This is a genomic window from Corynebacterium pseudopelargi, from assembly GCF_003814005.1.
Lineage (GTDB): Bacteria > Actinomycetota > Actinomycetes > Mycobacteriales > Mycobacteriaceae > Corynebacterium > Corynebacterium pseudopelargi.
This window is the reverse complement of the sequence record NZ_CP033898.1, coordinates 1,643,975-1,658,976: the sequence shown is the minus strand read 5'-3', so window position 1 is coordinate 1,658,976 and position 15,002 is coordinate 1,643,975. Positions and strand designations below refer to the sequence as shown.

General features: G+C 58.4%; 20 protein-coding genes. 11 read left to right on the top strand and 9 right to left on the bottom strand.

Going from position 1 to position 15,002, the window contains the following annotated elements; all coding sequences use genetic code 11:
* Window positions 1-245: 245 nt before the first annotated feature.
* The 5 genes from CPPEL_RS07760 to CPPEL_RS07740 all read left to right on the top strand — a co-directional run bounded on the left by CPPEL_RS07760 (window position 246) and on the right by CPPEL_RS07740 (window position 5,519).
* Window positions 246-728: a DUF2798 domain-containing protein gene (locus CPPEL_RS07760; protein WP_123960577.1), complete on the top strand. Its 483-nt coding sequence runs from the start codon at window positions 246-248 to the stop codon at window positions 726-728.
* Between the two features lie 149 nt (window positions 729-877).
* Entirely contained in the window at window positions 878-2,455 is a 1,578-nt protein-coding gene (locus CPPEL_RS07755; protein WP_123960576.1) for a cell division protein PerM, read from the top strand.
* 26 nt (window positions 2,456-2,481) lie between these two features.
* Window positions 2,482-3,060: a phosphoribosylglycinamide formyltransferase gene (purN, locus tag CPPEL_RS07750; protein ID WP_425453823.1), complete on the top strand. Its 579-nt coding sequence runs from the start codon at window positions 2,482-2,484 to the stop codon at window positions 3,058-3,060.
* Window positions 3,057-4,628, top strand: coding sequence for a bifunctional phosphoribosylaminoimidazolecarboxamide formyltransferase/IMP cyclohydrolase (purH, locus tag CPPEL_RS07745; RefSeq protein WP_123960574.1), 1,572 nt, complete (start codon window positions 3,057-3,059; stop codon window positions 4,626-4,628). Before purN ends, purH begins: the two co-directional genes overlap by 4 nt.
* A gap of 63 nt (window positions 4,629-4,691) precedes the next feature.
* Window positions 4,692-5,519 (top strand): HpcH/HpaI aldolase/citrate lyase family protein, encoded by an 828-nt coding sequence (locus tag CPPEL_RS07740; protein WP_123960573.1) that lies wholly within the window; start codon window positions 4,692-4,694, stop codon window positions 5,517-5,519.
* Here CPPEL_RS07740 and CPPEL_RS07735 read toward each other — a convergent pair whose 3' ends face one another.
* From CPPEL_RS07735 to rpmB, 6 genes are all read right to left on the bottom strand, one after another.
* Window positions 5,520-6,194, bottom strand: a complete 675-nt coding sequence (locus CPPEL_RS07735) for a TetR/AcrR family transcriptional regulator (RefSeq protein ID WP_123960572.1) — start codon at window positions 6,192-6,194, stop codon at window positions 5,520-5,522.
* Between the two features lie 121 nt (window positions 6,195-6,315).
* Complete coding sequence (locus tag CPPEL_RS07730; RefSeq protein ID WP_123960571.1) at window positions 6,316-7,257, bottom strand: putative nucleotidyltransferase substrate binding domain-containing protein; 942 nt, start codon at window positions 7,255-7,257, stop codon at window positions 6,316-6,318.
* A gap of 198 nt (window positions 7,258-7,455) precedes the next feature.
* Window positions 7,456-7,704, bottom strand: a complete 249-nt coding sequence (gene rpsR / locus CPPEL_RS07725; protein WP_123933489.1) for a 30S ribosomal protein S18 — start codon at window positions 7,702-7,704, stop codon at window positions 7,456-7,458.
* A gap of 15 nt (window positions 7,705-7,719) precedes the next feature.
* A complete protein-coding gene (gene rpsN / locus CPPEL_RS07720) occupies window positions 7,720-8,025 on the bottom strand; it encodes a 30S ribosomal protein S14 (protein ID WP_123933490.1) in 306 nt (101 codons plus the stop codon).
* A gap of 3 nt (window positions 8,026-8,028) precedes the next feature.
* Window positions 8,029-8,193: a 50S ribosomal protein L33 gene (gene rpmG, locus CPPEL_RS07715; protein WP_012359793.1), complete on the bottom strand. Its 165-nt coding sequence runs from the start codon at window positions 8,191-8,193 to the stop codon at window positions 8,029-8,031.
* Between the two features lie 3 nt (window positions 8,194-8,196).
* Window positions 8,197-8,433, bottom strand: coding sequence for a 50S ribosomal protein L28 (gene rpmB, locus CPPEL_RS07710; RefSeq protein WP_123960570.1), 237 nt, complete (start codon window positions 8,431-8,433; stop codon window positions 8,197-8,199).
* A gap of 458 nt (window positions 8,434-8,891) precedes the next feature.
* Between rpmB and CPPEL_RS07705 the strand changes: the two genes are divergently transcribed.
* The 5 genes from CPPEL_RS07705 to CPPEL_RS07685 all read left to right on the top strand — a co-directional run bounded on the left by CPPEL_RS07705 (window position 8,892) and on the right by CPPEL_RS07685 (window position 11,982).
* Window positions 8,892-9,158: a type B 50S ribosomal protein L31 gene (locus tag CPPEL_RS07705; protein ID WP_123960569.1), complete on the top strand. Its 267-nt coding sequence runs from the start codon at window positions 8,892-8,894 to the stop codon at window positions 9,156-9,158.
* A gap of 15 nt (window positions 9,159-9,173) precedes the next feature.
* Window positions 9,174-9,347 carry a 50S ribosomal protein L32 gene (gene rpmF, locus CPPEL_RS07700; RefSeq protein WP_013911085.1) on the top strand — a complete coding sequence of 58 codons (174 nt, stop codon included), beginning with the start codon at window positions 9,174-9,176 and terminating at the stop codon, window positions 9,345-9,347.
* 259 nt (window positions 9,348-9,606) lie between these two features.
* Window positions 9,607-11,106, top strand: coding sequence for a S1C family serine protease (locus tag CPPEL_RS07695; protein WP_123960568.1), 1,500 nt, complete (start codon window positions 9,607-9,609; stop codon window positions 11,104-11,106).
* A gap of 94 nt (window positions 11,107-11,200) precedes the next feature.
* Window positions 11,201-11,791 carry a MogA/MoaB family molybdenum cofactor biosynthesis protein gene (locus CPPEL_RS07690; protein WP_245990420.1) on the top strand — a complete coding sequence of 197 codons (591 nt, stop codon included), beginning with the start codon at window positions 11,201-11,203 and terminating at the stop codon, window positions 11,789-11,791.
* The gene (locus CPPEL_RS07685) at window positions 11,791-11,982 is read left to right on the top strand and encodes a hypothetical protein (RefSeq protein ID WP_245990419.1); all 192 of its coding nucleotides are present in this window, start codon (window positions 11,791-11,793) and stop codon (window positions 11,980-11,982) included. The genes CPPEL_RS07690 and CPPEL_RS07685 overlap by 1 nt, the downstream gene beginning before the upstream one ends.
* A gap of 45 nt (window positions 11,983-12,027) precedes the next feature.
* Here the strand turns inward: CPPEL_RS07685 and mscL are convergent, their stop codons facing one another.
* The 3 genes from mscL to CPPEL_RS07670 all read right to left on the bottom strand — a co-directional run bounded on the left by mscL (window position 12,028) and on the right by CPPEL_RS07670 (window position 13,914).
* Window positions 12,028-12,474, bottom strand: a complete 447-nt coding sequence (gene mscL, locus CPPEL_RS07680; protein WP_123961285.1) for a large conductance mechanosensitive channel protein MscL — start codon at window positions 12,472-12,474, stop codon at window positions 12,028-12,030.
* Window positions 12,475-12,612: 138 nt separating this feature from the next.
* Window positions 12,613-13,272 carry a CpaB family protein gene (locus CPPEL_RS07675; protein ID WP_123960565.1) on the bottom strand — a complete coding sequence of 220 codons (660 nt, stop codon included), beginning with the start codon at window positions 13,270-13,272 and terminating at the stop codon, window positions 12,613-12,615.
* A gap of 36 nt (window positions 13,273-13,308) precedes the next feature.
* Entirely contained in the window at window positions 13,309-13,914 is a 606-nt protein-coding gene (locus CPPEL_RS07670) for a 5-formyltetrahydrofolate cyclo-ligase (RefSeq protein WP_164470398.1), read from the bottom strand.
* 159 nt (window positions 13,915-14,073) lie between these two features.
* Here CPPEL_RS07670 and CPPEL_RS07665 point away from each other — a divergent pair, with 159 nt between their 5' ends.
* Window positions 14,074-14,994: a UTP--glucose-1-phosphate uridylyltransferase gene (locus CPPEL_RS07665; protein ID WP_123960563.1), complete on the top strand. Its 921-nt coding sequence runs from the start codon at window positions 14,074-14,076 to the stop codon at window positions 14,992-14,994.
* The last annotated feature ends 8 nt before the right edge of the window (window positions 14,995-15,002 follow it).

Below are 15,002 nucleotides of genomic sequence, written 5' to 3'. Positions count from 1 at the left end.
GGCAAGCGCCAGGAGGGCAGTGGCGGGGCGCAAATGAATAATCCCTTGGCTTTGCATGAGAAAAGTTGAAGCAATGCTGAGATCTATATATGATTCCCAGGTCCGATACCTCCCGGCCGGAATACATCCGTTTGGGGGAGGTCCCTCGCATCACGCCCCAGTTACGCCGGCGCGCGATCCGAGCCTTGAGGGTTTTCGGTGAGGACACACCAGATACGCACACACCCTTGACGTGAGGATCTCCCATGCCTAATTCACCCAAGCAAGCCCTGCTTTTTACCCTGCTCATGTGCCCGATCATGGTGGCCGGAATGAGCCTCTACAACATGGTCGCCATCCACGGTTTTACCTGGGAAGCACTGCGCGCAGCCATCATCGGTTTCCCCTTAGCGCTGCTGGTGGCCTTCGCCCTCGACTTCTTTGTGGTAGCCCAACCTGCAAAGGTCATCGCCGGAAAAATCATTCGCCCATCCTGGCCCAATTGGGGCAAGGTCATCACCGTGTCCTCCACCATGGTGGTGTTCATGGTGGTGTTCATGAGTGGATTCGGTGCGATCATGAGCGTTGGCTACACCAGCGAGATTTGGTCCGCCTGGGCCGCCAACATCCCCTTCAACTTCGTTGCAGCCCTGCCTTTGCAGTTGCTGATCGCAGGGCCCATTGTTCGCTTCGTCTTCGGCCGAGTCATCACCTGGCGTCGCACGCGCGTGGTGCACCTCAACCAATAACACCGCCTCGCCCACACCAAGCCCAGGCACACCGGGCCCAGGCTTTGAATCATTTGGCCTTAGTTTGGGGGCAAGGTTCGCCAGCATCACCGGAATTTTTCAGAGTGGCTTACAGCCATCAACCGCAATCCGTGGCACAGTAACCAGTGATGAGAAAGAAGACGAGCCCCAGCAACGGTCCCACACGCCGCCCACGCTCGCGCCCAGCGAGCGCTGGAACAAAGCCGTCTTCTACAAGTTCGAGGCCAAGCACAAGTGCCCGCAAGGCCGAGCGCGCCGCGAAAGTAGTGCCCAATAGTGGCGAAAAAACGCTCAAGCAGCGCTTTCGCAACTATCTCAACGTAGCCATCGTGCCCAATGGCATCGCGGTGGCCATCACCATCATGCTGGCGCTGCTGATCCTGGTACTTACCTCAACCACGCTGGCAGCCCTGCCCGCCACGATCGCAGAGATCTGGTTGGTGGCCAATTTGGTGCCGGCGCATGCAGATGGCATCACCATCGGCGTGCTGCCCATGCTGCCCGCCATCGCCTTAGGCGCCGGTGTGGCCAGGAAGATGCGCAAAACTGTCGGCAGGCACGTCACCTTGCGTGATCTCAGCGGAATCATCCTCGCCTGCCTGGGAGTACCGGTGCTGCTAAGCATCACGGCCTGGGCCATGCTTTTGGATGCCTCCCAGGTATTTGACCTAAAAGCACCGAATTTCTTCTTAGTTGTGCTCAATACCTTTTTGGTGCATGCCAGCGCTATTGCAATCGGCATGGGCCAAAAGCTTTGGCGTTCGCTGGCTAAGCATTGGGCAATCAGCACCGATCTTGTGACCATTATCCGCGCCACCTGGACGTTATTCTTAGAGCTTCTGGTGTTGGGGCTCCTGGCTGCCATCGTCTCTCTTGCCGTGCACCACCAAGCCCTCATGCAGTCGCTCCAGCCCTATAACGGTCAGGGCATCCTCGCATTGGTGGGGGTATGCCTGCTGTATCTGCCCAACGTGGCCATCGCTGCAACCAGCATGCTCTTGGGCGCAGATTTCCAGATCCAGGGGCTTTCGCTTTCGCTTTTCGAGGCCCAACCGCCCGTACTTCCACCAGTTCCATGGTTTGCGGCGTTCGCGTTTGAACACCACGCATGGATGCCCTTGCTCATGCTGCTACCTGCAGTCCTGATCCTGCGTTTTGCCATGAACAACCTGGCTAGCTGGAAGCAACTGGCTGCGTCGGCAAGCGCCTTGGGCCTTGTGATGTTGCTTGGCACCTGGTTTGCAGGCGGTGCGCTGGGCTATTTCGATACCGTCGGGCCTACGGTGTGGCTGAGCACGCTTCTTGCCGTGGTGTGGCTGGCGGCGATCGGTGCGGCGGTGCTTGGTGTGGCAGCACTGCTTGCCCGTAAGGCCGTGGTGGAACCGGAAGTGGTCGAGGCTGTCGAAGAGCCAGAAGAGGCACCGGAGGATCAACCAGAAGCTGCCGAGGAAATCCTCGAAGGCGAAGTGATCGAAGAATCCGAGCCCGAAGAAGACATCGAGGATGTTGATCAAGCATCACCCGATATCGAGCCCGAGGAGCCAGAGCACACCGAGGAGCCCGAGGAACCGGAGCCTGCCGAGGGGCCGGAAGAACCCGAGGAACCTGAGGTGCCTGAGGAGGCGGAAGAAGCGGTTGAAGCTGAACAACCTGCCGAGGATTTGGAAGACGATCAGCCCGATCCACCTCAGCAGCGCGACTCTTAGTTACGATGACCTGTGTGAATACTCCAATGGACATCGTGGTGCTGGCTTCTGGTTCTGGCACTTTATTGCAGGCGATCATCGATGCACAGGGCAGCTACCGGGTACAAGCCGTGGTCGCTGACGTGCCCTGCCAAGCCCTTGAGCGTGCCAAAGCCGCAGGAATTGCTACCCACCTGGTAGCCCTTGAGCCAGGTGGCGACCGAGCACAGTGGAATCAGGATTTAGCAGCAACGGTGGCGCAGTATGAGCCGCAGCTTGTGGTTTCCGCTGGGTTTATGAAGATCCTCGGCTCGGCCTTCCTAGCTCAATTTGGGGGCAAGACCATCAATACGCACCCCGCGCTCCTGCCCGCCTTTCCCGGTGCCCACGCCGTGCGCGATGCCCTTCGCTATGGAGTGAAAATTACTGGCACCACCGTGCACTTTGTGGATGCCGGTGTTGATACCGGCCCCATCGTTGCCCAGGAGGCTGTGCGGGTAATTCCGGGGGCAACCGAAGCTGAAGTTCATGAGGTGATTAAGCAGGCGGAGCGTACACTCATTGTGTCCGTGCTCAACGCCTGTCGGGTGGATCAAGAAACGAAAGAGGTTAGCTTCGACCTATGAGCGAAGACCGCAAAGCCATCAAACGCGCACTGATCAGCGTCTACGACAAAACCGGGTTGGAGCACCTCGCTCGCGCCCTCAACGATGCCGGTGTAGAGATCGTCTCCACCGGTTCCACCGCCGCCAAGATTGCAGATCTCGGCATTGCGGTCACCCCCGTGGAAGAACTCACCGGCTTCCCCGAATGCCTCGAAGGGCGTGTGAAAACACTCCACCCGAAGGTTCACGCAGGCATCTTGGCCGATACCCGCAAAGAAGATCACTTAAGCCAGCTTGAACAGCTCGGCGTTGATGCCTTCCAACTGGTGGTAGTTAACCTCTATCCCTTCACCCAAACCGTGGCCTCGGGCGCAGACTTCGATGCCTGCGTGGAACAAATCGATATCGGCGGGCCTTCCATGGTGCGTGCGGCGGCCAAGAACCACCCATCCGTTGCCGTGGTGGTCAACCCGGATCACTATCAGGAAGTAGTCGAGGCCATCGGCCGCGGCGGTTTCACCCGCGCAGAGCGCACCGAATTGGCTTGCGAAGCATTCCGCCACACCGCCAGCTATGACGTGGCTGTAGCAAGCTGGATGGGCGAGCAGCTTTCCGACGAACTCTTCCCCGCATGGCAAGGCCACACCTATGAGCGAGCCAATGTGCTTCGCTATGGCGAAAACCCCCACCAGAGTGCGGCACTGTATATCGACCCTGCAGAACATGGTGGATTGGCTCAGGCCGAGCAGTTGCACGGCAAGGAAATGAGCTTTAATAACTACACCGATGCCGATGCCGCTTGGCGTGCCGCCTGGGACCACGAGCAGCCTTGCGTGGCCATTATTAAGCACGCAAACCCCTGCGGTATCGCGGTATCGGAAACCTCCATCGCCGCAGCGCACCGCAATGCGCATGCCTGCGACCCGGTATCAGCCTTCGGTGGTGTGATCGCCTGTAACCGCGAAGTAAGCGTGGAGATGGCCAAGCAGGTAGCCGAAATCTTTACCGAAGTAATCATCGCGCCCGGCTATGAAGACGGTGCAGTAGAGGTGCTTGCTCAAAAGAAGAACATTCGCATCCTCGTGGCACCCAAGCCTGAACGCGATGTGCTCGAGCAGCGCCAGATCTCAGGCGGGCTGCTGGTGCAACAACGCGACCTTGTCAATGCCGAAGGCGATGACCCAGCCAACTGGACCTTGGCCGCAGGCGATCCGGCAGACGAGGCCTTGCTTGCAGAGCTCGTCTTTGCCTGGCGCAGCGTGCGTGCAGTGAAGTCGAATGCCATCTTGCTTACCAAAGACGGCGCCACCGTTGGTGTGGGCATGGGCCAGGTCAACCGCGTGGACGCAGCCAAATTGGCCGTAGAACGCGCCAATACCCTAGGTCAGGGTGCCAAGCGTGCCGAAGGTGCCGTGGCCGCCTCTGATGCTTTCTTCCCCTTTGCCGATGGCTTCGAGGTACTCGCCCAAGCCGGTGTGCGTGCTGTCGTGCAGCCTGGCGGATCCATCCGCGATGCCGAGGTGATCGAGGCTGCCAATAACGCAGGCGTGACCATGTACCTCACCGGTGCACGCCACTTCGCTCACTAAAGGCTAAAATCAGCAATCCTGCTCGTGCCCCAGGCAATCGCCTGGGGCACTAGGCTTATGGCCATGAGCTTCGCAATTCCTGGACCTGCACTCCTGTTTGCCCCCGCAAATCGCGCAGAGGTGATACCAAAAGCTGCTGCTCAGGCAGACATGGTGATCCTCGATTTAGAAGACGGTGCAGGCAACCTTGATCGGCAACAGGCCTATCAAAATATCCGCGAGGCGGGACTCGACCCCGCCACCACCATCGTGCGCACCGTAGGCCCAAGCGATGAGCACTTTGAAGAAGACATCGAATTTGTGCGCAGCACCGAATACCGCACCGTTATGCTGCCGAAGGTCTATGAGCAAATTCCTGAAGGCCTGGATGAATTCCACGTCATCGCCATGATCGAAACCCCGCTGGCGGTTGTACACCTTCAAGACATTGCAACGCACCCCAATGTTGTTGGCTTGTTCTGGGGTGCAGAAGATCTCACCACCATGCTTGGTGGCACCCACTCACGCTATCTTGACGACGAACCCCACCGCCTGGCGTATCGAGACACCATGCGCACCACCCGCGCACTGATGCATATTCATGCCGCTGCCGCAGGCAAGATCAGCATCGATGCGGTGCACGCAGATTTCCACGACGAGGCAGGCCAATTTGAAGAGGCCGTGGATGCAGCCCGCAGCGGTTTCGCTGCAACTGCCTGCATCCACCCAAAGCAGATTGCGGTGGTGCGCCGCGCCTATGCGCCTGAGCCGCAGCAAGTGCAGTGGGCTCAAAGGGTAGTAGAGAAGGCCTCGCAGTATCCGGGTGCTTTTAAGCTCGACGGGGAAATGGTGGATGCACCACTGATTGCCCAGGCCGAGCGCGTACTCGAGCGGGCAAACCTGAATAGCTAATTAGCTTTCCTTGGCTACCTCGGCAAGCAGGGCAAGGGTGCGTTGTTCGCGCTGCTCGGGCAAGGGGGCGCCGAGGACTGCAAGCGCGGCGTCGGCAAGCATAATGGCAAGCGCCGGCAGGTGGTCTTGGCTTAGTTCCTCGGGAATCACGCCATCATTTGCGCGCATTTCAATCACGCTCAAGGCGATGTGGAAGGGAAGATCCACCCGAGGATCATCCTCGCCAACGATCGCTGCAGCCAAGTCGCGGAAGACTCCCGCCAAGGCCGCACGCTGCTCGTGATAAGCGGCGAACTCCTCAGAGGAGGCCACCGGCAGTTGATACAGCCTGCCAATATTCCACCTGGTAGAAAGCAGCAGACGGCTCTCGGCGGCCGTGAGCGCCCACAAACGCAAGGTGGGTTCAGCATCCACATCGTGCAGGCTTGCTGCCAAACGAGTCGAAGGCTCCACCGTGGAATTGAGCAGAGTTAAAAAGATTTCCGTCTTAGAAGGAAAGTGGTAGTACAGCGATGCCTGGCGGATACCCACCGAATCGGCGATCTGGTGGGTAGAGGTGGTGGCAAAACCGCGGGTAGTGAACAGTTCCGCGGAGGCGTCTAAGATCTCCTCGCGAGCAGTATTACCGCGACGGCGCGGGCTATGCTTGCGCGGGCGTCCGACGGCTCCTGCCATGGTGTCACCACTTTCATCTCACAACGACCAAGCTGGAACATGCCAGCTTATGAATCCAACACTTGCCTTAGGGTGAAGCGAGATAATCAGGCTTTACCACTTTGGCTTAGAAAATATCAGTCTATTCTACGCTAGCGCCGGAACCGGGCACATCAACGCCATGATTGCGTTGCTGCACCGCGCGCATCACATCGGCAACAAGGCGGGCACTCGCACCAAACACACTGCGCTGAATGGCCGTCAGGCTAGCCGGTGTGGTGTGGGCTGCCTGCACGCGCTGGCGCCAACGCTGCAATTCCAGATCCTGGGCGGCGTCGAAAGCCTGCAGCAACGAGGTCACTTCCGTCTCGCTTAAGATCTGAGCGTGCTGGGCATACTGCAAGCGATCTGGGGTGGCAGCGCTTGGGCATTCGGCAGCGACACCAGCCCAACGCGCAAGCCCCACGATGGGAGCAAGGAGCTGATCGCGTACAGAAACCACAGCGGCCGTACTTGGCAAACCTTGCTGGCTGTGCACCAAAGGCGGCTGCAGTGCTAGTGCTTGCTGCAATAGATCCTCGGTGGGGGAAAGATCGTTGACCCGACGAAGCGACCAGGTGCCGGCATCTGCATAGAAGGCCAAGGTTTGACCGGTGGCTGCCTCGATGCGTTCAAGCCATTGCTGCCTGCTAGCCGGAGCCGAGCGAAGCGAGGCCTGTGCAACATTGAGCCCAAGATCGCGCAACATTCCCGCCACCACATCGGTAGTATCTGCAACCTCGTCGTGGCCGCCGGTGGGGGAGAGTGCCAGCCAGGTGATGGTAGAGGAAGGCAGCGCATCGCCGCGCCCCACAGCCCCGGATAACACGAGCCTGAGCCCGCCGGTGGCTTCTAGTACGCCTTCGCTGTGCAAAGCATCGCTAATGAGGCGTGAATACCAGGCCACAAGTTCTTGGGGCTTGGCGGCGTGATCCACAGCATTGCGCATGAGGTCTTGGCTTTCTGCGATCACGCCGCGAACGGTAGCGAGATCATCGCAGTGCTGGGCCACCTCAGAGAGATCTTCGAGCGACTCATGCAACAAGGTGAGGCTCCTTTTATCAAGGTTGGGGTTTAGATGGCATGTGCCGGGTTGGCATGTACCGCGCCTTTAAAATGTAGCAGTTGGCACCAAAGGCCATGGCCGTAGATACGACAACGCGCCCGCCAGAGTGAAAACTCTGGGGGCGCTTCAGTGCTGTCGTTGCCCGCGTGTGCGGGCGTAAATTGCCCTAGCCGAAATTTAGCGGCTGGTGAACGGCAGGAGAGCCATTTCGCGGGCGTTCTTCACGGCGGTGGCAACCTGACGCTGCTGCTGCGGGGTCAGGCCGGTCACGCGACGGGAACGGATCTTGTGGCGATCGGAGATGAACAGACGCAAGGTTTCGATGTCCTTGTAGTCCACCTTCTCAACGCCTTTAGCCTTGAGCGGATTCTTCTTGGGGCGGCGGGACTGCTCCATCCGCGCCTTCTTCATGTTATTGCGCTTCATTTGAAAACTCCCTGATTACCAGCTGGACTTACGAACACCAGGCAGCTCACCGCGGTGAGCCATCTCGCGCATACGGACACGGGAAACACCGAACTTGCGCAGGTAGCCACGGGGGCGACCATCGCGGGAGTCGCGGTTGCGTACGCGTACCGGGGAGGCGTCGCGGGGCTGACGGTTCAGCTCGAACTGTGCGTCCAGGCGCTCTTCGTCGGTGGAATTCGGGTTCTTGATGATTGCCTTGAGCTCGTTACGGCGCTCCGCGTAGCGGGCGACGATTTCCTTGCGCTGCTCGTTCTTGGCGATCTTGGACTTCTTAGCCATAGATTATCGCTCCTCGCGGAATTCGACGTGCTTGCGGGCTACCGGATCGTACTTCTTCAGCGTGATGCGGTCGGGGTTATTGCGCTTGTTCTTACGGGTGACGTAGGTGTAACCGGTGCCAGCCGTAGACTTCAGCTTGATGATCGGACGAATGTCATTACGTGCCATCTTTTAGATCTTCTCCCCACGTGCTCGAAGCTTTGCCACAACGGACTCGATGCCGTCGCGGTCGATAATCTTCAGACCCTTGGTGGAAACATTCAGGGTGATGGTACGGCCCTCGGAGGGCAGGTAGAACTTACGACGCTGCACGTTGGGGTTCCAACGGCGAGACGTGCGTCGGTGCGAGTGCGAGACGGACTTGCCGAACGACGGCTTGCGTCCCGTGACCTGGCAAATAGCCGACATGGGTTTCTTTCTCCTAGCCGCCCACGTTCAATACCTGCAAAATTCCGCGCCATTTCACTGCGTTTAAGCAGGTCAATAGTGCGGAGAGGAAGTTGACGAGGGCGATATACGAACAATTTCGACAACAGCAAGAGACAACCATACTCCAAAGGCGCGTCAAGACCTAATCGCCTAAGAAACTGTGGCCACTGTGACGCATGGGCTTCCAAGCCGCCCAGTATGCAAGCTGTGCTGGCGGTGGGGTAGTGGAGAAGACCTTATATATAAGTATCCCCGCGCGGGCGTTGGATATGGCGGGCGTGGGGCGTCGATTAGCTAGAAGCGGCGGCGGGGTGTAAGATACGCAAAGTTGTCTCCGTGCTGATCGCGGAGCTTCGAGTAAGCGAACCCAACTCAGGCACGATCTGCGCATGTGGCGTAGAAGCGACCTGAAGTATCAATCCTGAGGGAATCGACATATGAAGAAAGACATCCACCCGGACTACCACCCGGTAGTCTTCCAGGATGCGGGCACCGGAACCAAGTTCCTCACCCGCTCCACCGCAACCAGCCAGCGCACCGTTGAATGGGAAGATGGCAATGAGTACCCGCTGATCGTCGTTGACGTGACCAGCGAATCTCACCCCTTCTGGACCGGTGCTCAGCGTGTTATGGACACCGCTGGCCGTGTTGAGAAGTTCCAGCGTCGTTTCGGTGGCATGGCCCGCCGCAAGAAGAAGGCTTAAGAGGAGGGAAATACCATGGCAGTACCGAAGCGTCGCATGTCGCGTGCTAACACGCGCTCCCGTCGTTCCCAGTGGAAGGCCGACAACGTCGCCCTCCAGGAAGTCAAGATTGACGGCCAGACCGTGCGCATTCCGCGCCGTTTGGTCAAGGCCGCTCAGCTTGGTCTTGTAGAGGTTGAGCAGTTCTAAGCTCCCCTAGAAAACAACCGCCACCTGCTTGAAGGTGGCGGTTTTTCTTTTGCAGGTATCCGACTGCCTGGTGGTGCTGCTGGGTGGGTAGCTCCAGGGTGGGTTGCTCCGGTTGCGGGTTGTTTTGCGGGGTGGTGTTGCCCCAGCGCGGTGTGGGTTGCAGCGCGGGCGGTGTTCCAAGCAAGCTCACAGGAACTGGCAATGAATTGCTAAGTGTGATTCCAGTACCGGGGCAGTCTGTGGTTGCATAGTATCCACCATGACTGATCCCAATGAGCCCACCCGCGGGTCTAATAACGAGCCAATGAACCATCCCACCAGCGATCCTTTTGCGCAGCGTTCCACGGAGGAAACCTCCAAGCTAGAGCGAGTGCAAAGCCCTTATGGTCAGCACAACCAACACTCCCACGCAGCCCAGCAGGCACAGCCGCAGCACGCCCAGCAGGCCCAGCCGCAGCACACCCAACCGGCCCAGCCGCAGGCCTCCCAGCACGGCGATGCGGCATCGGGCTGGCGCCAAGCAGAACACCCCACGCAGCACTACGCTGCCGGAAATGCTCAGGGTCACAAGGACGCCGGCACGTATCCTTCTGCCAATGGTCAAGGCGAGCATGGCGCTGATAACGGGCAGCAGTGGGCCGCTACGCCTGTGGCGGTGCAGCCGCGTGAACGCAAGCGTGTGTCTTTAGCTACGGCGATTGCCATGACGCTGGTTGGTGCGATTGCGGCCGGTTCGGTCACTGGTGTGTATGCCTATCGCTCGCAGCAGCCCGAGACTGCTTCTTCGGCTATCGAGGCCTTCAATCAGCCGGTGAGCGATACCACCGGTGAGCCGCCCGCGGAGGGTTCGGTGGAAGCGGTAGCTGCGAAGGTGTTGCCTTCGGTGGTGTCTATCCAGGTGGTAGGCCGCAGTGGTGGTGATGAGGGCTCGGGTTCGATTATTTCCTCTGATGGTTACATCTTGACCAATAATCACGTGGTTTCTGCTGCCGCCAATGGCGCGGCTCGCATGGCGGTGGTGTTAAACGATGGGCGCCAGTTTGAGGCTGATTTTGTGGCAGGCGATCCCAATACTGACGTTGCAGTGATTAAGCTGCGCGGCGCTGAGGGCTTGCCCACCATTAGCTTTGGCGATTCTTCCCAGTTGGCCGTCGGTCAGCAGGTGGTGGCCATTGGTTCACCTTTGGGTCTTTCCGCCACGGTGACTACCGGCATCGTTTCTGCCGTGAATCGTCCGGTTCGTGCTTCTGGTGCTACCACTGGGCAGTCTTCTTTGATTGATGCAATCCAAACCGATGCTGCCATTAACCCCGGTAACTCTGGTGGCCCTTTGGTGGATATGCAGGGCAATTTGATTGGTATGAACTCCATGATTGCCTCGTTGAGCAATACTCAGGAAACGACCGCTGGTTCTATTGGTTTGGGCTTTGCTATTCCTTCTAATTTCGCCCGCCGCGTGGCACAGCAGCTCATTGATAATGGTGAAGCTACCCAGCCCATGATTGGTGTGGAGGTTGCCGCTAATGCGAATGTCCGTGGTGCCTTGGTGGCCGAGGTGCAGCCTGATGGACCTGGCGATCGTGCAGGTATCAAGCGCGGTGATGTGATTATTCGCGTTGGTGATCGTTCCATTGATAGCGCCGATGCTTTGGTGGCTGCGGTGCGTTCGAATGATTTTGGCCAGACGGTCAAGGTGCAGTTGGTGGATCAAGATGGTTCGAATCCGCGAGAGGTAGAGGTCACGCTCACGAACGAGTAGGTTTAAGTGCAACATACGTCTTCATCCCTTAATGCCAGGGTGTTTGCGCCTCAAGTGCTGGCCCCTAGGCTCAACGCGGAAGGGCCTATTCCTTGTGAATGCTTCTGAGATCTTCCCCAATAGCCAACGCGATGTAGATTCGCGCTTCGATATCGAAGAGCCCTCCGAGGAATTCTTCAAAGCCCAGGAGCAGGAGCTTTTCGACGCCCCACGCTGCGCATTAATCGTGTTAGTCACCGATCACACCATGCGCTCAGGTGTAGATACCGATCGTTTGACTGCGGAGTTGCTCAGCGAGGCCGACTTCAAGGTCGATGGAGTTGTAGAGGTAACCAAGCGCCGTTCGGAAATCCGCAAAGCCATTGAAACGGGCGTGGCCGGTGGTGTGGACTTGGTGCTCACCGTCGGCGGCACCGGCGTTGGGCCTCGCGATCACACCCCGGAAGTCACTCGCGATCTGCTTGATAAGAACGTCCCCGGCATCGCCCAGGCCTTACGCGCTTCTGGCCTGGCCTGCGGGGCAGTGGATGCCTGCACATCTCGTGGCATCGCTGGTGTGTCTGGATCCACGGTGATTGTGAATCTTGCTGCATCGCGTGCTGCTATTCGTGATGGCATGGCCACGTTGCCGCCCCTGGTGCACCACCTGATCGATCAATTGCGACGCGCCTCCATGGATGTCTAGTGCCTAGAAAACAACGCAGAAGAACCACCCGCACCTGCCCTGAGGCTTATGATCGCAACGCCGATGAGGTGCAGTTCCCAAGCAGCGCCGATGCCCAAAGGGTGGTTGAACTCGATGCCGAGGCACCGGAGTTGAGCGAATCGCAATTCTGGAAAGAACAAATGCCACCGCATTATGGTGGCGAAAGCTAAAAAACACCCCCGCTCATAGGCTGTGAGCGGGGGTGTAGTGCCCTGCTAGTGAGACTCAGGGGCATCGCTATTGCGCGGGGCAAGGCCTTGCTCTTTGCGCAGCAGATCGCGGATTTCCGTCAGCAGTTCTGCTTCGATTGAAACAGGTGCGTCATCTTCGCTTTGTTCATCTACGCCACGGCGAAGCAGCTGCAATTGGCTGAGTTTGTTCATCGGCACGATCAGCACGAAGTACACCACTGCTGCCACGATGAGGAAGTTAATAAAGGCAGTCAGCACCGCACCGAAGTCCATGAAGGTGGCCTCATTGCCCTGGCGGATATAGAAGCCCAGGCCAGAAACATCGGCGCCGCCGAGTGAGGCGATCATGGGGTTGATCAGGTGATCGGAAAACGAGGTCACGATCGCGGTGAAGGCAGAACCAATCACCACGGCCACGGCCAGTTCTACAACATTGCCGCGCAAAATAAAGTCTCTAAAGCCCTTGAGCATGGGGTACTCCAATTCTTTTTTAAGGTTCAAGCTAGTGCAGGCGCCATCCATTATGGTTTGGCACAATCCAGCTAAGAGTAGTTGGCATGGCAACTATTGGGCGAATCTGTCAGCGCTACGGTGCGGGCAGCAGTGGCACTATTGCGAGCGCGCACCAGTAATCACCACGGCCAAAGGCTGCGAAAGCGAAGCCGCGGCCACCGCCTGAGCAGACTGGGCATCTAAACGCAATAACACCCCTTGAAGCTCACGTTGCGAGCCCACATTGCCGCCTTTATCCTTTTGGCCTGCGAAAATAACCTGCGCACCTTCTGCAATGATCTGCGCCGGGGCATCATCAGTACCGGCGCTGAGCACCGTGACGGTATCCCCGGGCACCAACATGGTGGCCGCGGTGGCGTCGACAAGCGTTAAAGGCACAATGTGAGCCTGCTGGCCGTCATGGTGTGGAGAGATTTCGCCCACAGCGGCGCTGGTGAGCTCCGGATCAAGCACATCACCTGCCGCCGCAAGACTTCCCGCGCGGCGATCAAGCAGGGCGATCCTGCCCACCACATCCGATGCTTGGAGGCCTTGAGCCAAGTGCTGGGCAACGCCGATCTGCTCAATATCGCCTTCTTGGAGCACCTCGCCTGCGGCAACGTCGCGGGTATATCGCAGGGCCGTTGCCTGATCGGAAGCGCGTGAACTCAACGCAATGCTGATCGCTGCGAGCAATAAACAGATGGCCAATATGCGACGAATCAGCAGCGTGCGGGCAAAACCGGGGTGTTTGAGGCGAGTAAGAAAACTATTCACACCATACTTAGACGAAAAACTCGCGCTGCGGTTCCCTCAGGGTAGGAAAATTCGGCATTCGTTCGGCCAAAGTTTATCCGGGGTAATGGTCCAATCGCAGCCGGCGTCATGGGCCTCGGTGGCAATATCCTGCGGGTATTCGTGTTGGAAAAGCAACAATGCCGTGGCAGTGGTGATCCCTTCTAGGGCGCGATCATAGAAACCGGCTCCCTTGCCAAGGCGGATGCCTTTGGCAGAGGCGGCAAGGGCTGGAACAAAAATCAGATCCAGCTCCTCCAAGATCGAGCTGGGGTAATAGGGGGCAGGTGGCTCGGGGATGTTGTAGCGCCCAGGACGCAGGGTGGCAGGAGATGCATACTGGCCCCACTGCAGCACCCCTTTGGGCAAACAGCACGGCAACCAAAGCTCTGCGCAACGCTGGTGTAGAAACTCCACAAGTTCCGGTCCACCCGGTTCTAAGGCACCTGGGACATAGGCTGCCACGCGCTGGGCTTGGGTGGAGTGTAAAAGCTGCTCCACATAGGCGAGGATGGCGCGATTGGCTGTGTCGCGATCGGCAGGCGACATGGCCTTGCGGCGAGCGGAAAAATCGGCACGTTGTTGGGATTTTTGGGCTGCTGGATTCGCGCTATCTGGCTGCATAACCATTCATGCTAATGGCGCGTGAAGCCAAGCCGGTAGCGTGAGTAAAGGTGGGGGAGAAGGGGGCAGAAGATCGTGTGTTGATGTGGTGAAAATAATGCGCACTAGCTACAGTGGCGCAGCCCTAAATCACCCCCATCGCGTTGTACACTTCCCCCTATGACCACACCCAGCGAACACAATAGGTGCGCGGTAAAAACCGTCGTGGTGCCAGCAGCAGGCATGGGAACCCGATTCCTGCCCGCCACGAAAACCGTGCCAAAAGAGTTGCTCCCGGTAGTAGATACGCCGGGAATCGAGCTGATCGCTGAAGAGGCCGCGCAATTAGGGGCCAGCCGCCTTGCAGTCATTACTGCACCCAATAAACAAGAGGTACTTGAGCACTTCAAGCGTTTCCCGCATCTGGAAAAAACGCTGGAATCACGCGGCAAAGATGAACAGCTTGCCAAGGTTCGACGAGCCGCAGAACTGATCCAAGCCGTGGCCGTCGAACAGCCTGAACCCCTGGGGCTTGGCCACGCCGTGGGCCTGGCGGAGTCGGTCTTAGACGAAGAAGAAGACGTCGTGGCCGTCATGCTTCCCGACGACCTGGTGTTGCCCACCGGCGCGGTAGAAAAGATGCTTGAGGTCCGCAACGAGCTCGGCGGCAGCGTGCTGTGCGCCTTCGATGTTGATGAAGACGAAGTAGTCAACTACGGCGTATTTGAAATCGAAGAAGTGGAATACGATGGCCCGCACACCGTCAAGCGCGTGCGCGGCATGGTGGAAAAGCCCAGTAAAGAAGCAGCACCTTCCACCTTCGTTGCCACCGGACGATACCTACTAGATCGCGCCATCTTTGATGCCTTGCGCCGCATCACCCCAGGTGCCGGCGGAGAACTGCAATTAACCGATGCCATCGATCTGCTGATCCAAGAAGGCCACCCCGTGCACATCGTGGTGCACGAAGGAAAGCGCCATGATCTGGGCAATCCCGGCGGCTATATCCCGGCAGTGGTGGACTTTGGCCTCGCACACCCCGTCTATGGCCCGCATTTGCGCCAGGTGCTACGCGAGATCCTCGACGAGCACGGCGTGTAGGCTGCTAC

What these genes read in the sequence shown, in the direction of transcription:
- CPPEL_RS07695 (WP_123960568.1), top strand. Translation starts at nt 9,607, where the DNA reads ATGACTGATCCCAATGAGCCCACCCGCGGGTCTAATAACGAGCCAATG.
- rpmB (WP_123960570.1), bottom strand. Translation starts at nt 8,433, where the DNA reads ATGTCGGCTATTTGCCAGGTCACGGGACGCAAGCCGTCGTTCGGCAAG.
- rpmG (WP_012359793.1), bottom strand. Translation starts at nt 8,193, where the DNA reads ATGGCACGTAATGACATTCGTCCGATCATCAAGCTGAAGTCTACGGCT.
- CPPEL_RS07735 (WP_123960572.1), bottom strand. Translation starts at nt 6,194, where the DNA reads ATGGCAGGAGCCGTCGGACGCCCGCGCAAGCATAGCCCGCGCCGTCGC.
- mscL (WP_123961285.1), bottom strand. Translation starts at nt 12,474, where the DNA reads ATGCTCAAGGGCTTTAGAGACTTTATTTTGCGCGGCAATGTTGTAGAA.
- purH (WP_123960574.1), top strand. Translation starts at nt 3,057, where the DNA reads ATGAGCGAAGACCGCAAAGCCATCAAACGCGCACTGATCAGCGTCTAC.
- CPPEL_RS07705 (WP_123960569.1), top strand. Translation starts at nt 8,892, where the DNA reads ATGAAGAAAGACATCCACCCGGACTACCACCCGGTAGTCTTCCAGGAT.
- CPPEL_RS07665 (WP_123960563.1), top strand. Translation starts at nt 14,074, where the DNA reads ATGACCACACCCAGCGAACACAATAGGTGCGCGGTAAAAACCGTCGTG.
- purN (WP_425453823.1), top strand. Translation starts at nt 2,482, where the DNA reads ATGGACATCGTGGTGCTGGCTTCTGGTTCTGGCACTTTATTGCAGGCG.
- CPPEL_RS07740 (WP_123960573.1), top strand. Translation starts at nt 4,692, where the DNA reads ATGAGCTTCGCAATTCCTGGACCTGCACTCCTGTTTGCCCCCGCAAAT.
- rpmF (WP_013911085.1), top strand. Translation starts at nt 9,174, where the DNA reads ATGGCAGTACCGAAGCGTCGCATGTCGCGTGCTAACACGCGCTCCCGT.
- CPPEL_RS07760 (WP_123960577.1), top strand. Translation starts at nt 246, where the DNA reads ATGCCTAATTCACCCAAGCAAGCCCTGCTTTTTACCCTGCTCATGTGC.
- rpsR (WP_123933489.1), bottom strand. Translation starts at nt 7,704, where the DNA reads ATGAAGCGCAATAACATGAAGAAGGCGCGGATGGAGCAGTCCCGCCGC.
- CPPEL_RS07755 (WP_123960576.1), top strand. Translation starts at nt 878, where the DNA reads ATGAGAAAGAAGACGAGCCCCAGCAACGGTCCCACACGCCGCCCACGC.
- rpsN (WP_123933490.1), bottom strand. Translation starts at nt 8,025, where the DNA reads ATGGCTAAGAAGTCCAAGATCGCCAAGAACGAGCAGCGCAAGGAAATC.
- CPPEL_RS07670 (WP_164470398.1), bottom strand. Translation starts at nt 13,914, where the DNA reads ATGCAGCCAGATAGCGCGAATCCAGCAGCCCAAAAATCCCAACAACGT.